Annotated in this window: 14 protein-coding genes, 1 pseudogene and 1 CRISPR repeat array; of the genes and pseudogenes, 4 read left to right on the top strand and 11 right to left on the bottom strand. The window is 26.9% G+C overall.

The annotated features are described in order from the left end of the window. Positions 1-578, bottom strand: a pseudogene (locus Q0V08_RS05895) (NAD-dependent malic enzyme); the annotation flags it as partial. A 291-nt stretch (positions 579-869) separates the two neighbouring features. Between Q0V08_RS05895 and Q0V08_RS05890 the strand changes: the two are divergent. After that, entirely contained in the window at positions 870-2429 is a 1560-nt protein-coding gene (locus Q0V08_RS05890) for a bifunctional UDP-sugar hydrolase/5'-nucleotidase (protein WP_257163586.1), read from the top strand. A 38-nt stretch (positions 2430-2467) separates the two neighbouring features. On the opposite strand, the gene rarD is transcribed toward Q0V08_RS05890, so the two are convergent. The 3 genes from rarD to Q0V08_RS05875 all read right to left on the bottom strand — a co-directional run bounded on the left by rarD (position 2468) and on the right by Q0V08_RS05875 (position 4743). Then, positions 2468-3352 (bottom strand): EamA family transporter RarD, encoded by an 885-nt coding sequence (rarD, locus tag Q0V08_RS05885; protein WP_257163587.1) that lies wholly within the window; start codon positions 3350-3352, stop codon positions 2468-2470. 66 nt (positions 3353-3418) lie between these two features. Beyond that, positions 3419-4114, bottom strand: coding sequence for a YjjG family noncanonical pyrimidine nucleotidase (locus Q0V08_RS05880; protein ID WP_297432933.1), 696 nt, complete (start codon positions 4112-4114; stop codon positions 3419-3421). Then, a complete protein-coding gene (locus tag Q0V08_RS05875) occupies positions 4111-4743 on the bottom strand; it encodes a hypothetical protein (protein WP_297432931.1) in 633 nt (210 codons plus the stop codon). Before Q0V08_RS05875 ends, Q0V08_RS05880 begins: the two co-directional genes overlap by 4 nt. Positions 4744-4862: 119 nt before the next feature. On the opposite strand from Q0V08_RS05875, the gene Q0V08_RS05870 reads away from it, so the two are divergent. Further along, a complete protein-coding gene (locus Q0V08_RS05870; protein ID WP_297432929.1) occupies positions 4863-5534 on the top strand; it encodes a cyclic nucleotide-binding domain-containing protein in 672 nt (223 codons plus the stop codon). Positions 5535-5606: 72 nt separating this feature from the next. Here the strand turns inward: Q0V08_RS05870 and Q0V08_RS05865 are convergent, their stop codons facing one another. Beyond that, complete coding sequence (locus Q0V08_RS05865) at positions 5607-6104, bottom strand: GNAT family N-acetyltransferase (RefSeq protein ID WP_297432927.1); 498 nt, start codon at positions 6102-6104, stop codon at positions 5607-5609. A gap of 64 nt (positions 6105-6168) precedes the next feature. Continuing rightward, positions 6169-7569 carry a PLP-dependent aminotransferase family protein gene (locus tag Q0V08_RS05860; protein WP_297432925.1) on the bottom strand — a complete coding sequence of 467 codons (1401 nt, stop codon included), beginning with the start codon at positions 7567-7569 and terminating at the stop codon, positions 6169-6171. Between the two features lie 147 nt (positions 7570-7716). Here Q0V08_RS05860 and Q0V08_RS05855 point away from each other — a divergent pair, with 147 nt between their 5' ends. Both Q0V08_RS05855 and Q0V08_RS05850 read left to right on the top strand, forming a co-directional pair. Further along, a complete protein-coding gene (locus Q0V08_RS05855) occupies positions 7717-8469 on the top strand; it encodes a hypothetical protein (protein ID WP_297432923.1) in 753 nt (250 codons plus the stop codon). Between the two features lie 96 nt (positions 8470-8565). Next, a complete protein-coding gene (locus Q0V08_RS05850; protein ID WP_297432922.1) occupies positions 8566-9210 on the top strand; it encodes a CatB-related O-acetyltransferase in 645 nt (214 codons plus the stop codon). Positions 9211-9278: 68 nt separating this feature from the next. Continuing rightward, positions 9279-9896: direct repeats of the CRISPR family, unit length 29 nt; unit sequence ATTTACAAACTACTTAGTTAATCTAAAAC. A 163-nt stretch (positions 9897-10059) separates the two neighbouring features. Here Q0V08_RS05850 and cas3 read toward each other — a convergent pair. Genes cas3 through Q0V08_RS05825 form a run of 5 tightly spaced genes read right to left on the bottom strand, consistent with a single transcriptional unit; the run spans position 10060 to position 15842 of the window. After that, the gene (gene cas3, locus Q0V08_RS05845) at positions 10060-12180 is read right to left on the bottom strand and encodes a CRISPR-associated helicase Cas3' (RefSeq protein ID WP_297432920.1); all 2121 of its coding nucleotides are present in this window, start codon (positions 12178-12180) and stop codon (positions 10060-10062) included. Continuing rightward, complete coding sequence (locus Q0V08_RS05840; protein ID WP_297432918.1) at positions 12131-13597, bottom strand: hypothetical protein; 1467 nt, start codon at positions 13595-13597, stop codon at positions 12131-12133. The genes cas3 and Q0V08_RS05840 overlap by 50 nt, the downstream gene beginning before the upstream one ends. After that, positions 13594-14313 (bottom strand): CRISPR-associated protein Cas5, encoded by a 720-nt coding sequence (cas5, locus tag Q0V08_RS05835; RefSeq protein WP_297432916.1) that lies wholly within the window; start codon positions 14311-14313, stop codon positions 13594-13596. Before cas5 ends, Q0V08_RS05840 begins: the two co-directional genes overlap by 4 nt. Before the next feature lie 12 nt (positions 14314-14325). Continuing rightward, positions 14326-15147 (bottom strand): type I CRISPR-associated protein Cas7, encoded by an 822-nt coding sequence (locus Q0V08_RS05830; protein ID WP_297432915.1) that lies wholly within the window; start codon positions 15145-15147, stop codon positions 14326-14328. 8 nt (positions 15148-15155) lie between these two features. Further along, the gene (locus tag Q0V08_RS05825) at positions 15156-15842 is read right to left on the bottom strand and encodes a hypothetical protein (RefSeq protein WP_297432913.1); all 687 of its coding nucleotides are present in this window, start codon (positions 15840-15842) and stop codon (positions 15156-15158) included. Positions 15843-15956: the final 114 nt, after the last annotated feature.

Genomic DNA, 15956 nt, shown 5'->3' with positions numbered 1-15956 from the left:
CATACAACAACTTTTGCTTTAGTTATATCTTTCTTTAAAAGTTTGTATGAGTTTAAAATTCCTGCTGTTACAACAATTGCAGTACCATGTTGGTCATCATGGAATACTGGGATATCTAACTCTTCTTTTAATCTAGTTTCTATTTCAATACATCTAGGAGCTGAAATATCCTCTAAATTTATTCCTCCAAAACTTGGAGCTAAAATTTTACAAGTTCTTATAATCTCTTCAGTATCTTGAGTATCTAAACATATTGGAAATGCATTAACTCCTGCAAATGCTTTAAATAAAATAGCTTTTCCTTCCATAACTGGTAGTGCAGCTTCTGGTCCAATATTTCCAAGTCCTAATACAGCTGATCCATCACTTATAACAGCAACCATATTCCCTTTTGAAGTGTATTTATAAACATCTGCTTTGTTCTCTGCTATTCTTCTACAAGGTTCTGCAACACCTGGTGAATAAGCTAAACTTAGTTCCTCTTTTGAAGTTACAGTAACTTTACTAATAACCTCGATCTTTCCTTTATTCTTTTCGTGAAGTTCTAATGATTTTTCATAAACAGTTTCTTTTTTCATGATACATCTCCTCTAAAAAAATTTTTAAGTTTATCCAAGAGCAATGATAACACAAAAAGTTAAATAAAAAAATTTAACAAAGATTATAAATAATTAATTAACTTAATTAAGTTTTTGGAAAAAATTATTCTGTTTTTTATTAACTATTTAGAATAAACAATTACAGCGTTTAAAATAAACATACAGTATTATTTTTAAACTTAAAAATTATTTTTAATTCAAATAAAGTTTGAAAACTTTGTGAAAATCTGATATTCTACCGAAGATTATAAAAAAATTGGGGAGAATATTATGAAAAAATTTTTAGGTTTACTTGCTTTAGGGTTAACAATTGTTTCTACAAATCTGATAGGGGCAGAAGTAACAATCCTTCACACAAATGATCTTCATGCACACGTGGAGCCATTTTTATTTAGAGGATTAGATGCTAATAGAAAAGTAGGAGGTTTTGCTAATATAACTACTTATGTAAAAAGTGTTAAAGAGCAAGAGAAGGGAAAAAGAGAGGTTCTTTTTCTAGATGCAGGAGATTATTTTACAGGGCCTTATATCAGTTCTTTAACTGAAGGGGAAGCGATAATTGATATTATGAACACAATGGGATTTGATGCTGCTACTGTAGGAAATCACGAATTTGATCACGGTTGGGAAAATGGAAGAGAAAAATTAAAACAAGCTACATTTCCTATAGTTTTAGGAAATGTTTACGAAGATAAAACAGGAAAACCATTTTGGGATAAACCATATATGATAATTGAAAGAGATGGACTAAAGATAGGTGTAATTGGGCTTCATGGAGTTTTTGCTTTCAATGATACTGTTGCAGCTATAATGCGTAAAGGAATCACAGCTCAAGATGAAGATGAGCATTTAAAAAAATATATTGCTGAGTTAAAAGGTAAAACAGATATTGTTGTTCTACTTGTTCATCAAGGAATTCCTGCAAGACAATCTTCTTTTGGTGGAGACGATGTAGAAAGAGCTCTTAAGAGAGATATTGATATGGCTAAAACTATTCCTGGAATAGATATACTTGTAACTGGTCACGCTCACCAAGGAACTCCTGAGCCAATTAAAGTAAATGATACTTTGATTGTTTCAACTAATGGTCAAGGATCTCAAGTTGGAAGATTAGATTTTACTTATGATGAGAAAACAGGAAAAATAACAAAATATAATGGGAAACTTGTAACAATTTATGATGATGAGATTACACCTGATACAAAAACTCAAGAATCTATTGATAAATGGAAAAATAAAATAGATGGAATTACAAGCAAAGTTATTGGTAAAACAGATAAAACTTTAACACGTTCATATGGAACTGAATCTCTTCTTGGAAATCTTTTTGCCGATTCACTTATGGAAGCTGGAAAAGAATTTGGATCAGAATTTGCTGTAACAAATAGTGGTGGAATAAGAAATGATATTGAATCTGGAGAGATAACTTTTGGAAGTATCATAAGTGCCGCACCTTTTCCAAATGAATTAACAATTCTTGATTTAACTGGTACACAAGTAAAAGAGATGTTTGAACATGCTGCAGGACTTACTAATGGAGTTTTACAAGTATCATCTGAAGTTAGAATGACTTATGATCCTGAAAAAGAAGTTGGAAAAAGAATTACTAAGTTAACAATTAATGGGAAAAATATAGATAAAAACAAAAAATATAGAGTTGCAACAAATGATTTCTTAGCTAATGGTGGAGATGGATTCTCTTCATTCTTAGAAGGAACAGATAGAGTCGGAAAAGGTGGATATATGGTTTATTCTGCAATGATAGATTATATTTCAAAGAGAGGAACTGTATCTCCTCAATTAGAAGAAAGAGTAATTACTGTTAAATAATTAAATAATAGAAAAAGAGAAGCTCTAGCTTCTCTTTTTTATAACTGATTATTTTGTAGCTTCCTATTTACTTTAAAAAGAGAGACTGTATATATAATTAATCCACTCCAAATTAAAGAGAAAGTTACAGCATGAACCGTAGAAAAATTCTCTTCAAATACGAAAACTCCAAGTAATAAAACTAATGTTGGCGTAAGATATTGAAAAAATCCAATAGATGATAGTTTTGATAATTTTGCTCCCAAAGAAAAAAGGAAAAGTGGTATTACAGTTACAAGCCCTGCTCCCATTAGTAAAATTTTATCAAAATTTGTTGCTTCCATTCCTCTTCCACCTTTTATCATTAGTAAGTACAAAATCGCCATTGGAAAGTACACAAGAGTTTCAATTGTCAATGCTAAAATTGGATCAATTTTTATTTTCTTTTTTGCAATACTATAACCTGTAAAAGTTCCAGCTACTAAAAGAGAGTACAGTGGTAACTTTTGATAAATAATAGACATATAGCACACTCCTAAAGTGGCTAAAACAATTGCAATCTTTTGATATTTACTCAGTGTTTCCTTAAAAATAAATCTTCCAGCAAGAATTAAAAGCAGCGGGTTTATAAAATATCCTAAGCTCGCTTCTAAAACACGATTGCTATTAACTAAATATATATACGACATCCAGTTAGCACAGTTAAATGTGGCAGCTACAACAATATACTTTATTGTTTCTTTATTTTTAAAAACTTCCATTAACTCACTTTTTTTTCTTTTTAGAATAACAAATATAATTAAAAAGAAAAAAGACCAAATTATTCTGTGTGAAACGATTTCTAGAGCTGGTATTTTTTTCAAATTTACCCAATACAAAGGAAAAAGTCCCCAAATTATAAATGCACTTAAAGAATACAACATTCCTTTTTGATTATTTTCCATTTAAATCTCCCTGATAAATTTTGTTTTAACAATATAGATATTGTATGCAACGTCAGTATAACATTTTTATTTGAATTTAGATACTAAGTTTAAAAGACTTTTTAAATCTGAAATTTCATACGTTGGTTTAATTTCACTATTTATTAAAACCTTTTTGGGATTATAAAAACAAGTATCAATTCCGAAGTTTATTCCACCCTTTATATCTGAACTTAAGCTATCTCCAATCATTAGGATATCTGATAAATTTTCTATCTGGTTATTTTCTAAAGCTATTTTAAATATTTCAGGATTTGGTTTTGAAACACCTACCTCTTCAGAAACTATAATATCATTGAAGTATGGAGCTATTAAAGAGTTTCTAATTCTTCCATTTTGAACTTTTGTTAATCCATTAGTTATAATTAATAATTTATATTTTCCGTGTAACTCCTTTATTAAATCTAAGCTATCGTGAAAAAGAATTGAAGATTTAGAAAGATTATCCATATATTTATCTGCAAAATCATATGGATCAAAGGTATAGTTTAAATGGTTGCAATATCTTCTAAACCTTTCTATTTTTAACTCACTTTGAGTTATTTTTCCATCCTCTAACTCTTTCCATATTTTAGTATTTATCTCCTTGTATATTGGCAAATGGTATTCCTTATCATAATTGATTCCATAACCAATTAAAGTTTTTTCTAAAGCTTCCATTTCTGATGCTTTAAAATCAAATAAAGTGTCGTCTGCATCAAAAATTAATGTATTGTATTTCATGATTTCACCCCGTTATTTTTTTCAGCATAATCTTTTGCAAGATTTATGCTTAAAGATAAAATGAACATACTTATTATCGTCCCTTCCCTAACATAGATTGGAAGCTCTCCAACCATTGATATTCCTACTGAAATAATAAGAGAAAAAATATCTACTAAATATCTCAATTTCATAAATGAAATTTTAGTCATTTGAGATATTTTTATACATACGTTTTCAAGAGGAAAAGTTATTATATTATAATAGATAATAATACCTATAGACAACCCGCTTATTACTGTTCCTCCACTAAAAAGTAAGACTCTTTGAATATATCCAAGAGAGGATAGGCCACTTAATATATTGTATGTAAAATAATTAACAAAAATTCCAAACATAAAAACAGAAATTCCTTGTATTAAATATTTATATTTTTCACTAAATTTAGTTAATATCATATAGATTAATAAAAATATTATATTGAAAAATATAGTGATAGTTCCAACCTTTATGTCACTCATGGTTGCAACAGCTAAGTTCATGGAGTTATAACTACTCACACCTATATTTGCAACTATTCCCAAGCTAACACCAAGGGCTGAAATTATGTAAAAAATATAAGATTTTACGATATTTAAAATTAGTTTCATTGAATAATCTCCTTTTTATTTGTGGATAAATTTATATAAAATTCTAAAATAATTACACTATTATTTTAGTTGAAATAGTTTTATAATAATATGAAATATTGCACATTATGGAGGAAATTATGAAAAAATTTTCATTGGAAAATATAAATAAGAATTTAAAGTCAAATATTGATAACTATGGTAATATTTTTGGTTCCCTTACTTCTAAGATGGAGATTGAAGTTTTTAATCCAGGGGAAAAAATTATTTTCTATAACGACTCTCTTGAAAAATTGAGATTTATGATTCAAGGAAGAGCTAAGATAATTTTTGTCCACGAAGATGGAAAGCAGTCAATAATTCATTTTGTAAAGAAAGGTGAGTATCTAGGAGAGCTAAGTTTTTTAGAAATTGAAAAGGATCCTAAAGAGGTTATTTCAATAACAGAATCAATTTTTGTTTCAATTGATATGTCTCTGGCTAAAAAAGAGTTAACTAAAGACACTCAATTTTTATTTGCTCTATCTAAATTTATTGGGAATAAAATGTTAGAACGAACTTATTTTCATTCTAAAAATCAAAATTATGGTTTGAAAAATAGATTAGCTGGATATATTTTAATGTCTCAAAGTAATGAAATATATTTAGAAAAACATACAGAAACAGCTGAATATCTAGGAGTTAGCTATAGACAACTACTATATATTTTTAAAGAGTTTTTAGAACAAGGGGTGCTTATAAAATTGAAAAAAGGTTATAAGGTTAATGTTAAAAAATTGGAGATATTGGCTAAAGATACAGTTGTAGCTTAACTAGATTAAGTATTTTTAAAAGAGATATACAAAAGTATATCTCTTTTTTACTTCTATTTTAAAGAACACTTTTTAATAATTTCTTATCCAATATCTACATATATTGTTATTTATATCTTGTAAGACTCCATTATTTGATTCTACTGATTTTCTAGAAGGGATATTGTCATCATGCACAGTCACTAAAGCTTCCATTGTATCCTTTGATTTTAAAATCTCTAATCCTTTTTTTACAATTAGTTTTCCGTATCCTTTTCCTCTATATTTTGGAGATATGCTGTATCCCATATTCCCACCATTGATTAAAAGATTCTCGTTCAATATAGGTCTAATCTTAATTATTCCAACGATTTCATCATTTACATACATCCAAAATATGTCTTGTGGCACTCTTCCAGATGGTTGATTTTTCTCAGAATCTTTTATGTATTTATTTAGTAAGTTTTTAAAATCCTCTTCATTTTTAGGTGGTGTCATAATAAATCCATTTTCACCTTCCCCTATATCACAAAGAAAGTTATAAACATCCATTCCATCTTGGGCACTAATTTTTTTCATTTCAACTTTCATTAAAATCCCCCCTATTTTTAATTTAATTTAATTTAAACAATACTATTACAAATATATTAAATTGTCAAATATTTTTAGCTATTATTTTTAAACGGTTTATCCCATCTATAATTTCAGGAATATCTGTTGTAGCAAAACTAAGTCTAAAATATTGATTTTTTTGATTATCTAAAAAGAAAACATTTCCAGAAAGAAGCAAAATATTATTTTCCTTGCACTTTAAATAAAACTTACTTGAATCAATATCTTCACTTAGTTTTATCCAAATATAAAATCCGCCGTTAATATTATAAACAACCTCTATATATGGTACTTGTTTCAATTCTTCAATTAAAGCATTGTATCTTTCACTATAGATTTTAAACAAATTCGCTACATGTGATTTTAAAAAGCCATTCTTTAAAAAATGAGCTAAAACTTTTTGGTCAAGAGCTGATGTAGTTATATCTGTAGTAAATTTTACAGTCACGATTTTAGAAATAAGCTCTTGCGGTGCTATCATATATGCTAATCTCAATCCTGGCATAATTATTTTAGAAAATGACTTAATATAAATAACAATTTTATTATCCAAATCCAAAGATTTTATAGATGTTTTAGGGATATTATTAAAAGAAAGTTCAGATGCAAAATCATCTTCAACAATCAAAGTATTATATTTCCTAGCTAATGAAATTAATCTTTGTTTTTTTTCTTCACTCCAAGAAATACCTGTGGGACAACTAAAATCCATTGTTGTATATATAAAAGAGATTTTTTCTTCAGATAAAATATTTTCTAATTGAGTAAGATTAAATCCATCCTCTTCTATTTCTACAGGATAAATTTTACAATTTGTTTTAAAGGTATTTAAAGCTCCATGATAAGTTGGATTTCCTACAATTATTTTATTTTTTCTTTTAGATGAAAAAGTTTTTAATATTAAATCTAATCCTTGCTGAGAACCACTAGTTATTTGAATATCATCTTTTGATACAAAAATTCCTTTTTCTTCAATATCTTGCTTAATAGTTTCTCGAAGCTCATCTAAACCTTGAGTAGGATGATATAGCATAATTTTAGGACCACACTCTTCTAAAACTTGATTATACAACTTCTTAAAAATTTCAAATGGATAAACATCTTCAGAAGGAGTTCCACTTGCAAAATTAATGAGATTATTGTCTTTTAGTTGTCCTACCTTGAAAGTTTCAATAAGGTTATTTGATGCAGTGTTATAAAATAAAAATTCTTTAGATTTTACAAATATCCCAACACCACGTTTTTTTATAATATATCCCTCTTTTTCTAAAAGAGTAAAAGCTTTCATAATTGTAATATTATTTAATTTATATTTTAGAGCAAGCTGTCTAATTGATGGCAGCTTTGAATTTTCTGGATATTCATTTTTTTCAATTTTATTTTTTAACTCCTCATAAATTTTTAAATAGATAGGTATTTTCTTTTGTTCTAAATTAACCTTCATAAAGCCTCCATCTGTAGTACTACAGTTTTTACTATATAACATTGACATATTTGTTATGGTTTTGTAGAATTAAAAATATATTCCACCGATATCACTGTTATACTATTTTTTTTAATATTTGTAAATTAAATTTAAAAGGAGCCAATTATGAAAACAGAAAAAATATATTATAAAAATCAGTTTCAAACTTCATGTGAAGCAATTTTAATTGAAAGTATAGAGAATGGATTAATATTTGATAGATCTATTGCTTATCCAGAAGGAGGTGGACAAATAGGAGATGTTGGAACATTAATTAGATGTAAAGATGGGTCTGAAATCCCCTTTTATAATACAACTAAAATTAAAGGAAGAAATATCTTTTTAAACGATTTTCCTAGTATAAAGGTAGAGAATCAAATTGTTCATCATATTAATAGTAGTTTTGAATTTGAAAAAGATGAAAAGTTTCTTATAAAATTGGATCATTTAAAAAGAGCTCAGACAACTCTTCACCACTCTGGTTTACATTTGGCTTTAATGGTATTAGAAGAGATGTTTTCAGGTATTGATAAAAAAATTGTTGGTGCTAAAATAACTGATAAATATGGAAGACTAGATTTTTCAATAGATTTTAAATTTACTCCTGAACAAATAGCAAACATAGAAACTCGTTGCAACGAATATATAGAAAAAAATATTCCAATAGAGGTATTCCCTCATCCAGAAGAAAACGAAGCTCTATATTGGAAATGTGATAACTATATTGTTCCTTGTGGTGGAACTCACTGTGAAAATACAAAAGATTTAAAAGGTATAAAAATTAAAAGAAAGAGTATCGGTAAACTATCTGAACGGTTGATTGTTGAAATACCTTTTAATGAGAAGTTCTTAAGTTTATATAGTGATTCAAATAACTAAAGCACTCTCAACTTATATAAATTTTATAAACCAAATTGAAAAAATAAACTTGTAGTATTTTAAAGAAAATTTTATAATAAAATGGAGGTGATTATATTGAAAAATAGAACAATGCCTGATCCGAATAAGATTTATCCTATTCCAGGAGTAAAAACTTTAACATATATTAAACCAACAATTAAAAACCCGAATATTATTGTTGGAGAATTTACATATTTTGGAGATACCGATTTTGAAAGTCATGTATCTCATCATTATGATTTTTGTGAAGATAAATTGATTATTGGAAAATTTTGTCAAATTGCTAAAGGTGTTAACTTTATAATGAATGGTGCTAATCATCAGATGAATGCTGTTTCAACATTTCCATTTTATATTCTAGAAGGATGGAATCAACAAGCTCCATCTTTGTCAGAAATGCCTATAAAAGGGAATACTGTTGTTGGAAATGATGTTTGGATTGGTCAAAACACTACTATCTTACCTGGTGTAAAAATTGGAGATGGTGCGATTATCGGTGCTAATAGTACAGTTGGTAGCAATGTCCCACCCTATACTATTGTAGCTGGAAATCCTGCTAAAGAGATTAGAAAAAGATTTGATGATGAAATGATTAAAATTTTAGAAAAACTTCAGTGGTGGAATTTAGATGTTGATGAAATTAACAAACTGATACCTATTTTGACTTGTAGTGACTTAGAAAAAATAAAAAATAAATTAAAAACTTTTTTGGTAAAATAAATAAATTCTAATAAAATTAATTTAGTTTATAGTAAAAAGGAATAATATCATATTCAGAGATATTATTCCTCAATAAACTACTTAGTTAATCTAAAACTATACTAAGTTCTTTGATGATAAATCTAAATTATCTGTATTTACAAACTACTTAGTTAATCTAAAACATTTAGTGTCAAATATTGTATTATTGTTTGTCCTTATTTACAAACTACTTAGTTAATCTAAAACTATGGCAGAGGATGTAGTCAAAGTTTGCACTAAAACATTTACAAACTACTTAGTTAATCTAAAACAATCATATAAGGTTAAAGATAAAAGAGTCTACAACATTTACAAACTACTTAGTTAATCTAAAACCATTAAATAGAAATAGGAGAAAAACATATCTTATAAGCATTTACAAACTACTTAGTTAATCTAAAACCATTAATTGAAGAACTCTAGCAACTTTTTTATCATATTTACAAACTACTTAGTTAATCTAAAACCGAAATTATAAAAAGTGAAATAGTTAATGAGGATGAGATATTTACAAACTACTTAGTTAATCTAAAACAATTGAAATACCTTATCATGTAACCAGTCCTAAAAAATTTACAAACTACTTAGTTAATCTAAAACAGCAACTAAATTTTCAACATAATCATGAGTAATAAAATTTACAAACTACTTAGTTAATCTAAAACCCCATGCTAGTATAAGCCCTCTCTAATTGAGAGTGTATAGAGGGTAATTTATCGAAGAAGAAATTTATTTGGCTTTTCTCTTAACTTTTTATACTCTTTTAGAAAGCTCTCTCTATAATTGAATAGTCTCATCATCTGTCGATCTCCCAATAAATTCTCCTTATTAGAGGTCGACAGATTTTAAATAGCTTACTCCATTTTTTCTTTCAACTTTTTCCAATCTATCATCTCCACGATATAAAGTGATAGAGTTATCTATTATCTTACTTCTTAAATTCTTTAATTTTATAGCTCTTTCATAAAAGCTAATCTCCATATTTTCATAAATCTCATTATATTTTTCCAAAATCTCTCCTGTTTCCTCACTCAAAACAAAAACAGTTTCTCCATCATTATCTATAAGCCTCATAAACTTTGATTTTTCTTCAAAATTCCAATAATCTTTAAACTCACTTTTTAAATCTAAAAATCCCATAACTTTTTCATAAAAAGGCAGAAACTCTTTATTTTTAAAGTTTTCAAAGATATTGCCATCCATAAGAGTCAACTCCTGAGATGCTCTAACATCATTTGTTAAAATTTTTTTAGCATCAAAATAGTTAAAAAAATAAACCTTTGAACCTTTTTTCAAAGCATTTCTATTGATTCTTCCTGCAAATTGCTCTTCACTCTCTAAAATAGATATATCCTTTAATCCAATATCAAAGTCTATATTAACTCCAGCTTCTATAACTTGAGTTCCAATTAAGATACCTTCCCAAACCTTTGTTTTACTCTCTGTTTTAGATAAGATATCCTGTCTTTCCTGATTTTTAGTATCTCCAGTTATCAATAAAATCTCTTTAGAGCTAGAGCCAAACTCTTTTTTTAACACTTCATAAAATTCATATGCACTTTTTTTATTAATAAACTCAATTAAAATTTTTGAGTGCTCCTTTGAAAGTTCAATAATTTTTGTTTTTAAATCATCTAAGTTCTGAATATCTATTAAAATTGGTTCAACTCTATCCTTAAAATAGCTACTTTTAAAGTAATAATCTCTATTTTTTATAAGATTATTAAATTTATTAGAAAATATTTTTAAATTTGGTAGAGTCGCACTCATTATTATAAAATCAATATTAAAAATCTTAGATAGTATTGATATATCTAAAGAAAATGTTTTCCAAAGATTTAAATTAAATGCATGAATCTCGTCTATAATTATACAACTATTAGCAAGTGTATAAAAGCTTAAAATGTCCTTTTTTTTATTAGAATATAAGATATTAAAAAAGTTTACTCCACTTGTCACAACAATAGGCGAGTTTAAATAGTAATAATTATTGTAAGCCTCTATTATTTCACTTTCATCATTAAAATTTAAAGATATCTCTGATAGTGAATTTATTAATCCCACATCCTCTATGGGAAATAAAGATAATAGCTCTTTATATGTTTGATTGCTGATGTTATTAAATGGAGCCACATAAAAAAGTCTTTTTTTATTTGAAAGTTCAGCTAAAAGATATCCCGTTTTTGTTTTTCCACAACCAGTTGGAGCTTCTAATAGAGATACACCACCTTCAAAATTTCTCATAGCTTCTAAAGCCATTGTACTTCTAAGCTCATTTATTCCAGTTCCCAATCTTCCATTTTTAACATTTTCCAAAATCTCATCTTTTTTCAAATACTCTTTTAACTCTGAAAACTCTTTGCACCTCTCAAATTTATAGCCACTCATAAACTCTTGTGTAGCAAAGATATCAGCACTTCCTAAAACACTAAAAAAGTATCTGACATATAGGTAATCTTTAAATTCAAAATTTTTCTTTAAATTATCTAAACACTTTTCAAATAAAACTTTTTTAAAAGATATCTCATTTTGTAAAAGTTGTTTAAACTGCTCTATACTCTCTAACTCTAAATTGAAATCCTTAATATCTGTTAGCATTGAATGATGTTTATAAATGACATATGCATTTAAAAATATCTGTTTATTCAAAACTTTTAAGTTCTTTTCAATATAAAGTATTGCAGAGAAAATTGAATGCCTTGTATCTCCACTCTTAGAGATATTTTTAATCTTTTTTTGAAAGTTTAAATTTTGTTTTCCTAAATCATGAGCTTCTACCCCATTTAAAAACTCTTCATAATTGTAGCCTAATTTTTCAACTATATCTTTATATGAAATCTCTTTTGCATATTCTCTTGTTAAAGCTCCATGAGCTTCAAGATCTTCGTAAAAAATATTATTATTGATTACTCTCTTGTGAGCATAAATCCTCTTCTTTTCTATCTCCATAATATTTTATCTCCTCTAAATACCCCTTTAATAATTGAACATTGTCAACTTTTAAACTATCATCTGTATTTAAAACTTCAAGAATATCTTTTTCTAAAATTTGATGATTTTTACATGCATAGACATTATGATGATGATATGCTATCAATTGTTCTAAAGATCTTTTAGCACTTTTGAAATTCATATCTCTAAAGTATCCTCTATAATCTCCGAAACCATTAGCTACTTTTCTTTCTAAGTATCTAATAACCCTTCCTAATTTTAAACTAGAACACTCCATATACTCCTCCTTGTAAATCGTATTAAAAAGATTTAGTTGGTTCATAACCTTTATATTATCATGACTAAAAAATGTTTTAATTATCACATTTAAAAAGTATCTCTTTAGATGTTTAAATGGTATTGTTGTTCCATATATTACAAAAGAATCTAGTGAATCTAAAATCATCTGAGAGTTTACATCTCTTGATCTTTTGTTTTTATCATCCCAATCAATTTTAAAAAATACATACATGAAATTGATAAAATCTTGGAAGCTTAGAATCTCTTTTTTCATAGTTGATAAATGTTCTGATTTATATAGGGGTAGCAGTGTTATATCCTTATATATTTTTTTATTTACACTCTTAAAATTTATAAGTGTTCCTCTTCCATTATCCTGACCGACCTCTATTAGATAACCTTTAAATCCAATATTTTTATCAACATCTTTTCTACTACAGCATTTAAAGTTTTCAGAATCAAGATCGTCATAATAGATAAAAGTTTTATTTTGCTTTACTTGTAAGTAAAAGAATTTATCTAAAAATGCAAATTTTTCTAACTCCTCTCCTTGAGCCTTTTGGATATTCTTAGTTATAGTTGTAGCATTATCTGAAAGGTATGGCTTTTTGTAATTTGCAGTATTTAAAAATATATCCATTTCACCTCTAGACTTAATATACCTTTTATAAGCTTCCATATACTTTTCTTCATCAAGTTCAGTAAATATTTTCACCCAACTTCCATCTTTTAAATCTCTAAACTCTTCTCTTTTTAAAAGATTTGGTAGAACTTTACCAATTCCTTTAGCTAAATCTACTTCTAACTTCTTTTTTAAATTTTCTTTATAACTCTCTAATAAAGCTATATTATCCTCTGATTTTTTCTCTTTTTTGAACATAAAAGAATACTCGTTATTACTATCAGATTTTTGTATAACTGAGTAATTAGATCCCAGAGTTAAAGAATATAAATCATATTTTGCTACTTTTGAATAGTTTATATCACTTTTATTATTTTTATCAGCAAGAAAAATTGATTTTATCTCACCACTTGCATCAATTAATACTACCAAAGAATCTTTTAAAATCCACTCTCTAAAAACAATATCTTTTATATTATATTTTTCATAGAAATCTAATAGGTGTTTCTTCATAAATTACCACCTATCATATAGATATTTTTTTCATCTACACTTATGCACTTAACTTTTTCTTTTAAAGTGTTTTTACTAATTGCATAATTTTTAGTTTCTTGAAAAAAATCCTCACTGTATAAGAATACAAAATCGTCCTCTAAAAAGTCATCATCCAATAGATTAAACTCTAAACTTAAGTCCTCCTCTTTTAAAAATTCAGCAGGAAATATACTCTGAAGTTTATTAGATTCAATCTCATCTCCTCTTAAAATCTCAATATCAAACTTATTAATAAAACATCCTTTTTTTCCTAAAGAGGTTGGATAGACACTTACTCCATTTAAAATACTGTTTTTTACCTCAAGTGGAAGATTTTTTAGATAAATATCCCAACTAACCTCTTCTAAAAACTCCTCTGTTATTTGTAAAGAAGTTCCACCTTTATCATCTTTATTAACCCCAGTTGTATTATTATATTTTTGAATTGTACTATTAAATTTTGGTTTTTTGGGAATTACTCCATATTCTAAATCTTTTAATTTTTCTAAAAATTCTGGAATACTAGCTTTTTTATCTAACTCATTCCAACCATTGTATCCAGCTATCGCTCCTAAAATACCTTTTATATTGGATCCTGTTATATGTTGGAAAGAGTATCTGTTATTTTTATCGTTAGTTCCATTTATTCCAAAATGAGCTACTCTACCTCCTAAAGAGATTTTTAAAATTTCCATATACATCTCCTTTTAAAATAGATTTTCAATATTAACATCTACACAAGCATTTAAAATTTTAATTTCATATTTATATAGATTTACATATAAATTAGCCTCTTTTAATTTTAATCCATCAAAGTTAAAAGTTAATTGGTTATCTTTTAAAGATATTCTATCCATTAAAAAATCTGTAGCTATTATAGAGTCCTCTAGCTCCACTACTAGGGAAAATGCACTATTGCATCCCATCATACTTCTTGATTGTGTATTTGTAACAGCAGTTTTAGATATATTTACAAAGTCTTTAAAATCCTCATCTGTGTATTCCTCTCCCAATGTCGCAACAAAAGGAGCTATGAAAAGAGCATTTTCAACTATATTTTGAGTTCCCAATGTTGTTTGACCATTTCCCTCTTTAGATGAGAATGGTGATGTTATTTGAATAGTTTTTTCCTCAGCTAACTCATTTATATTTATACCCCACCCAATTTGAACTGGTCCTGTTAAAGATATATTTATTGATTTTACAACAAAAGCAATTCCAAAGTTTTTAATATCTCTATACGTTAGTAATTGAGACTTTACACCTGATTTTGTTTTTTCAGGTTTTGGAAACTTTTCAGAAAAGTTTTTTTCTAAAGTCAATGGATTTAAGTTCCCATCATATTTTGTATAGGCTAAAACAGAATCAGCTCCCTCTTTTAAAAACCACTGATTTCTAAAACAATATTTAAGAGAAACATCAGAGTGAACTAACTCTCCATTAAAATTTCTTCTACATCCACCTGTAAAATCCGCATTGAACATTCCATTATTTACATCTGTTCCAATTACTCCATATATTCTTCTCATAGCTCCTCCTATTTTTTATAATTTATAAATCCATTTCCACAAGTACAGTGTCTTCCAAGTCCTTTAGTTATAAGAGCATTAACTATTCTTTGGGATACTTCATCTGATTTAACTTTTATTTGTAACTTATCAGCTAAATAAACTATTTCATTAACATCTCTAGTTATCTTTATAGATATTGGATATGAGTTTTTAATTTCAATGCTTTCTATAAAATCATACTCTTCATCTAACTGGCTCTTAGCTCTTCCATTTTTTATTAAAGCTCTTTTTAACTCATCTAAATTTTTTCGATCACTCAACGTATATTTATTATCAGAATCTGATGAAAAAATTGCTGGTGTTAGGGTATAAATTTCTGAGATTTTGTTTTTATTAAAAATCAACTTCTCGTCTATCAAAATAGTTTTTAAAAAATCATTTTCTATATAATCATTTTTAAATTGCTCTATAATCTCTTTTTTATCACTTCTAACTTTTATAGAAACTACATCTCCTCTTTTGTAAATGTTAGAAAGTGCTGGTTCTATTCTTGAAACACAATAATCTTTTAAAGTTTGTTTTTTGTGGTATTCCTCTGAATATTTACAGATGTATTTATCCACTATATTCACAGCGTTTTTTAATATCTCATCTTTGGAACATTCTTTTAACACAATAAATTTTAAAGTTATTTCCATATAACTTGTATTCATTTTACACCTCCATACTGTATCTATTTTTTTACCTATTTCTATTAAAATATAATTTACAATATGGTTATACTACATTTTTTTTATTTTTCAACTATTTATTATTCTATCTGATAA

It is taken from the genome of uncultured Cetobacterium sp. (assembly GCF_947038635.1).
Taxonomy (GTDB): domain Bacteria; phylum Fusobacteriota; class Fusobacteriia; order Fusobacteriales; family Fusobacteriaceae; genus Cetobacterium_A.
Note: the sequence above shows the minus strand (reverse complement) of the source record. Positions and strands in the feature narration are given on the sequence as shown.

What these genes read in the sequence shown, in the direction of transcription:
- Q0V08_RS05880 (WP_297432933.1), bottom strand. Translation starts at nt 4,114, where the DNA reads ATGAAATACAATACATTAATTTTTGATGCAGACGACACTTTATTTGAT.
- cas3 (WP_297432920.1), bottom strand. Translation starts at nt 12,180, where the DNA reads ATGGAGATAGAAAAGAAGAGGATTTATGCTCACAAGAGAGTAATCAAT.
- Q0V08_RS05825 (WP_297432913.1), bottom strand. Translation starts at nt 15,842, where the DNA reads ATGAATACAAGTTATATGGAAATAACTTTAAAATTTATTGTGTTAAAA.
- Q0V08_RS05830 (WP_297432915.1), bottom strand. Translation starts at nt 15,147, where the DNA reads ATGAGAAGAATATATGGAGTAATTGGAACAGATGTAAATAATGGAATG.
- rarD (WP_257163587.1), bottom strand. Translation starts at nt 3,352, where the DNA reads ATGGAAAATAATCAAAAAGGAATGTTGTATTCTTTAAGTGCATTTATA.
- Q0V08_RS05875 (WP_297432931.1), bottom strand. Translation starts at nt 4,743, where the DNA reads ATGAAACTAATTTTAAATATCGTAAAATCTTATATTTTTTACATAATT.
- Q0V08_RS05870 (WP_297432929.1), top strand. Translation starts at nt 4,863, where the DNA reads ATGAAAAAATTTTCATTGGAAAATATAAATAAGAATTTAAAGTCAAAT.
- Q0V08_RS05860 (WP_297432925.1), bottom strand. Translation starts at nt 7,569, where the DNA reads ATGAAGGTTAATTTAGAACAAAAGAAAATACCTATCTATTTAAAAATT.
- Q0V08_RS05865 (WP_297432927.1), bottom strand. Translation starts at nt 6,104, where the DNA reads ATGAAAGTTGAAATGAAAAAAATTAGTGCCCAAGATGGAATGGATGTT.
- Q0V08_RS05855 (WP_297432923.1), top strand. Translation starts at nt 7,717, where the DNA reads ATGAAAACAGAAAAAATATATTATAAAAATCAGTTTCAAACTTCATGT.
- Q0V08_RS05890 (WP_257163586.1), top strand. Translation starts at nt 870, where the DNA reads ATGAAAAAATTTTTAGGTTTACTTGCTTTAGGGTTAACAATTGTTTCT.
- Q0V08_RS05840 (WP_297432918.1), bottom strand. Translation starts at nt 13,597, where the DNA reads ATGAAGAAACACCTATTAGATTTCTATGAAAAATATAATATAAAAGAT.
- cas5 (WP_297432916.1), bottom strand. Translation starts at nt 14,313, where the DNA reads ATGGAAATTTTAAAAATCTCTTTAGGAGGTAGAGTAGCTCATTTTGGA.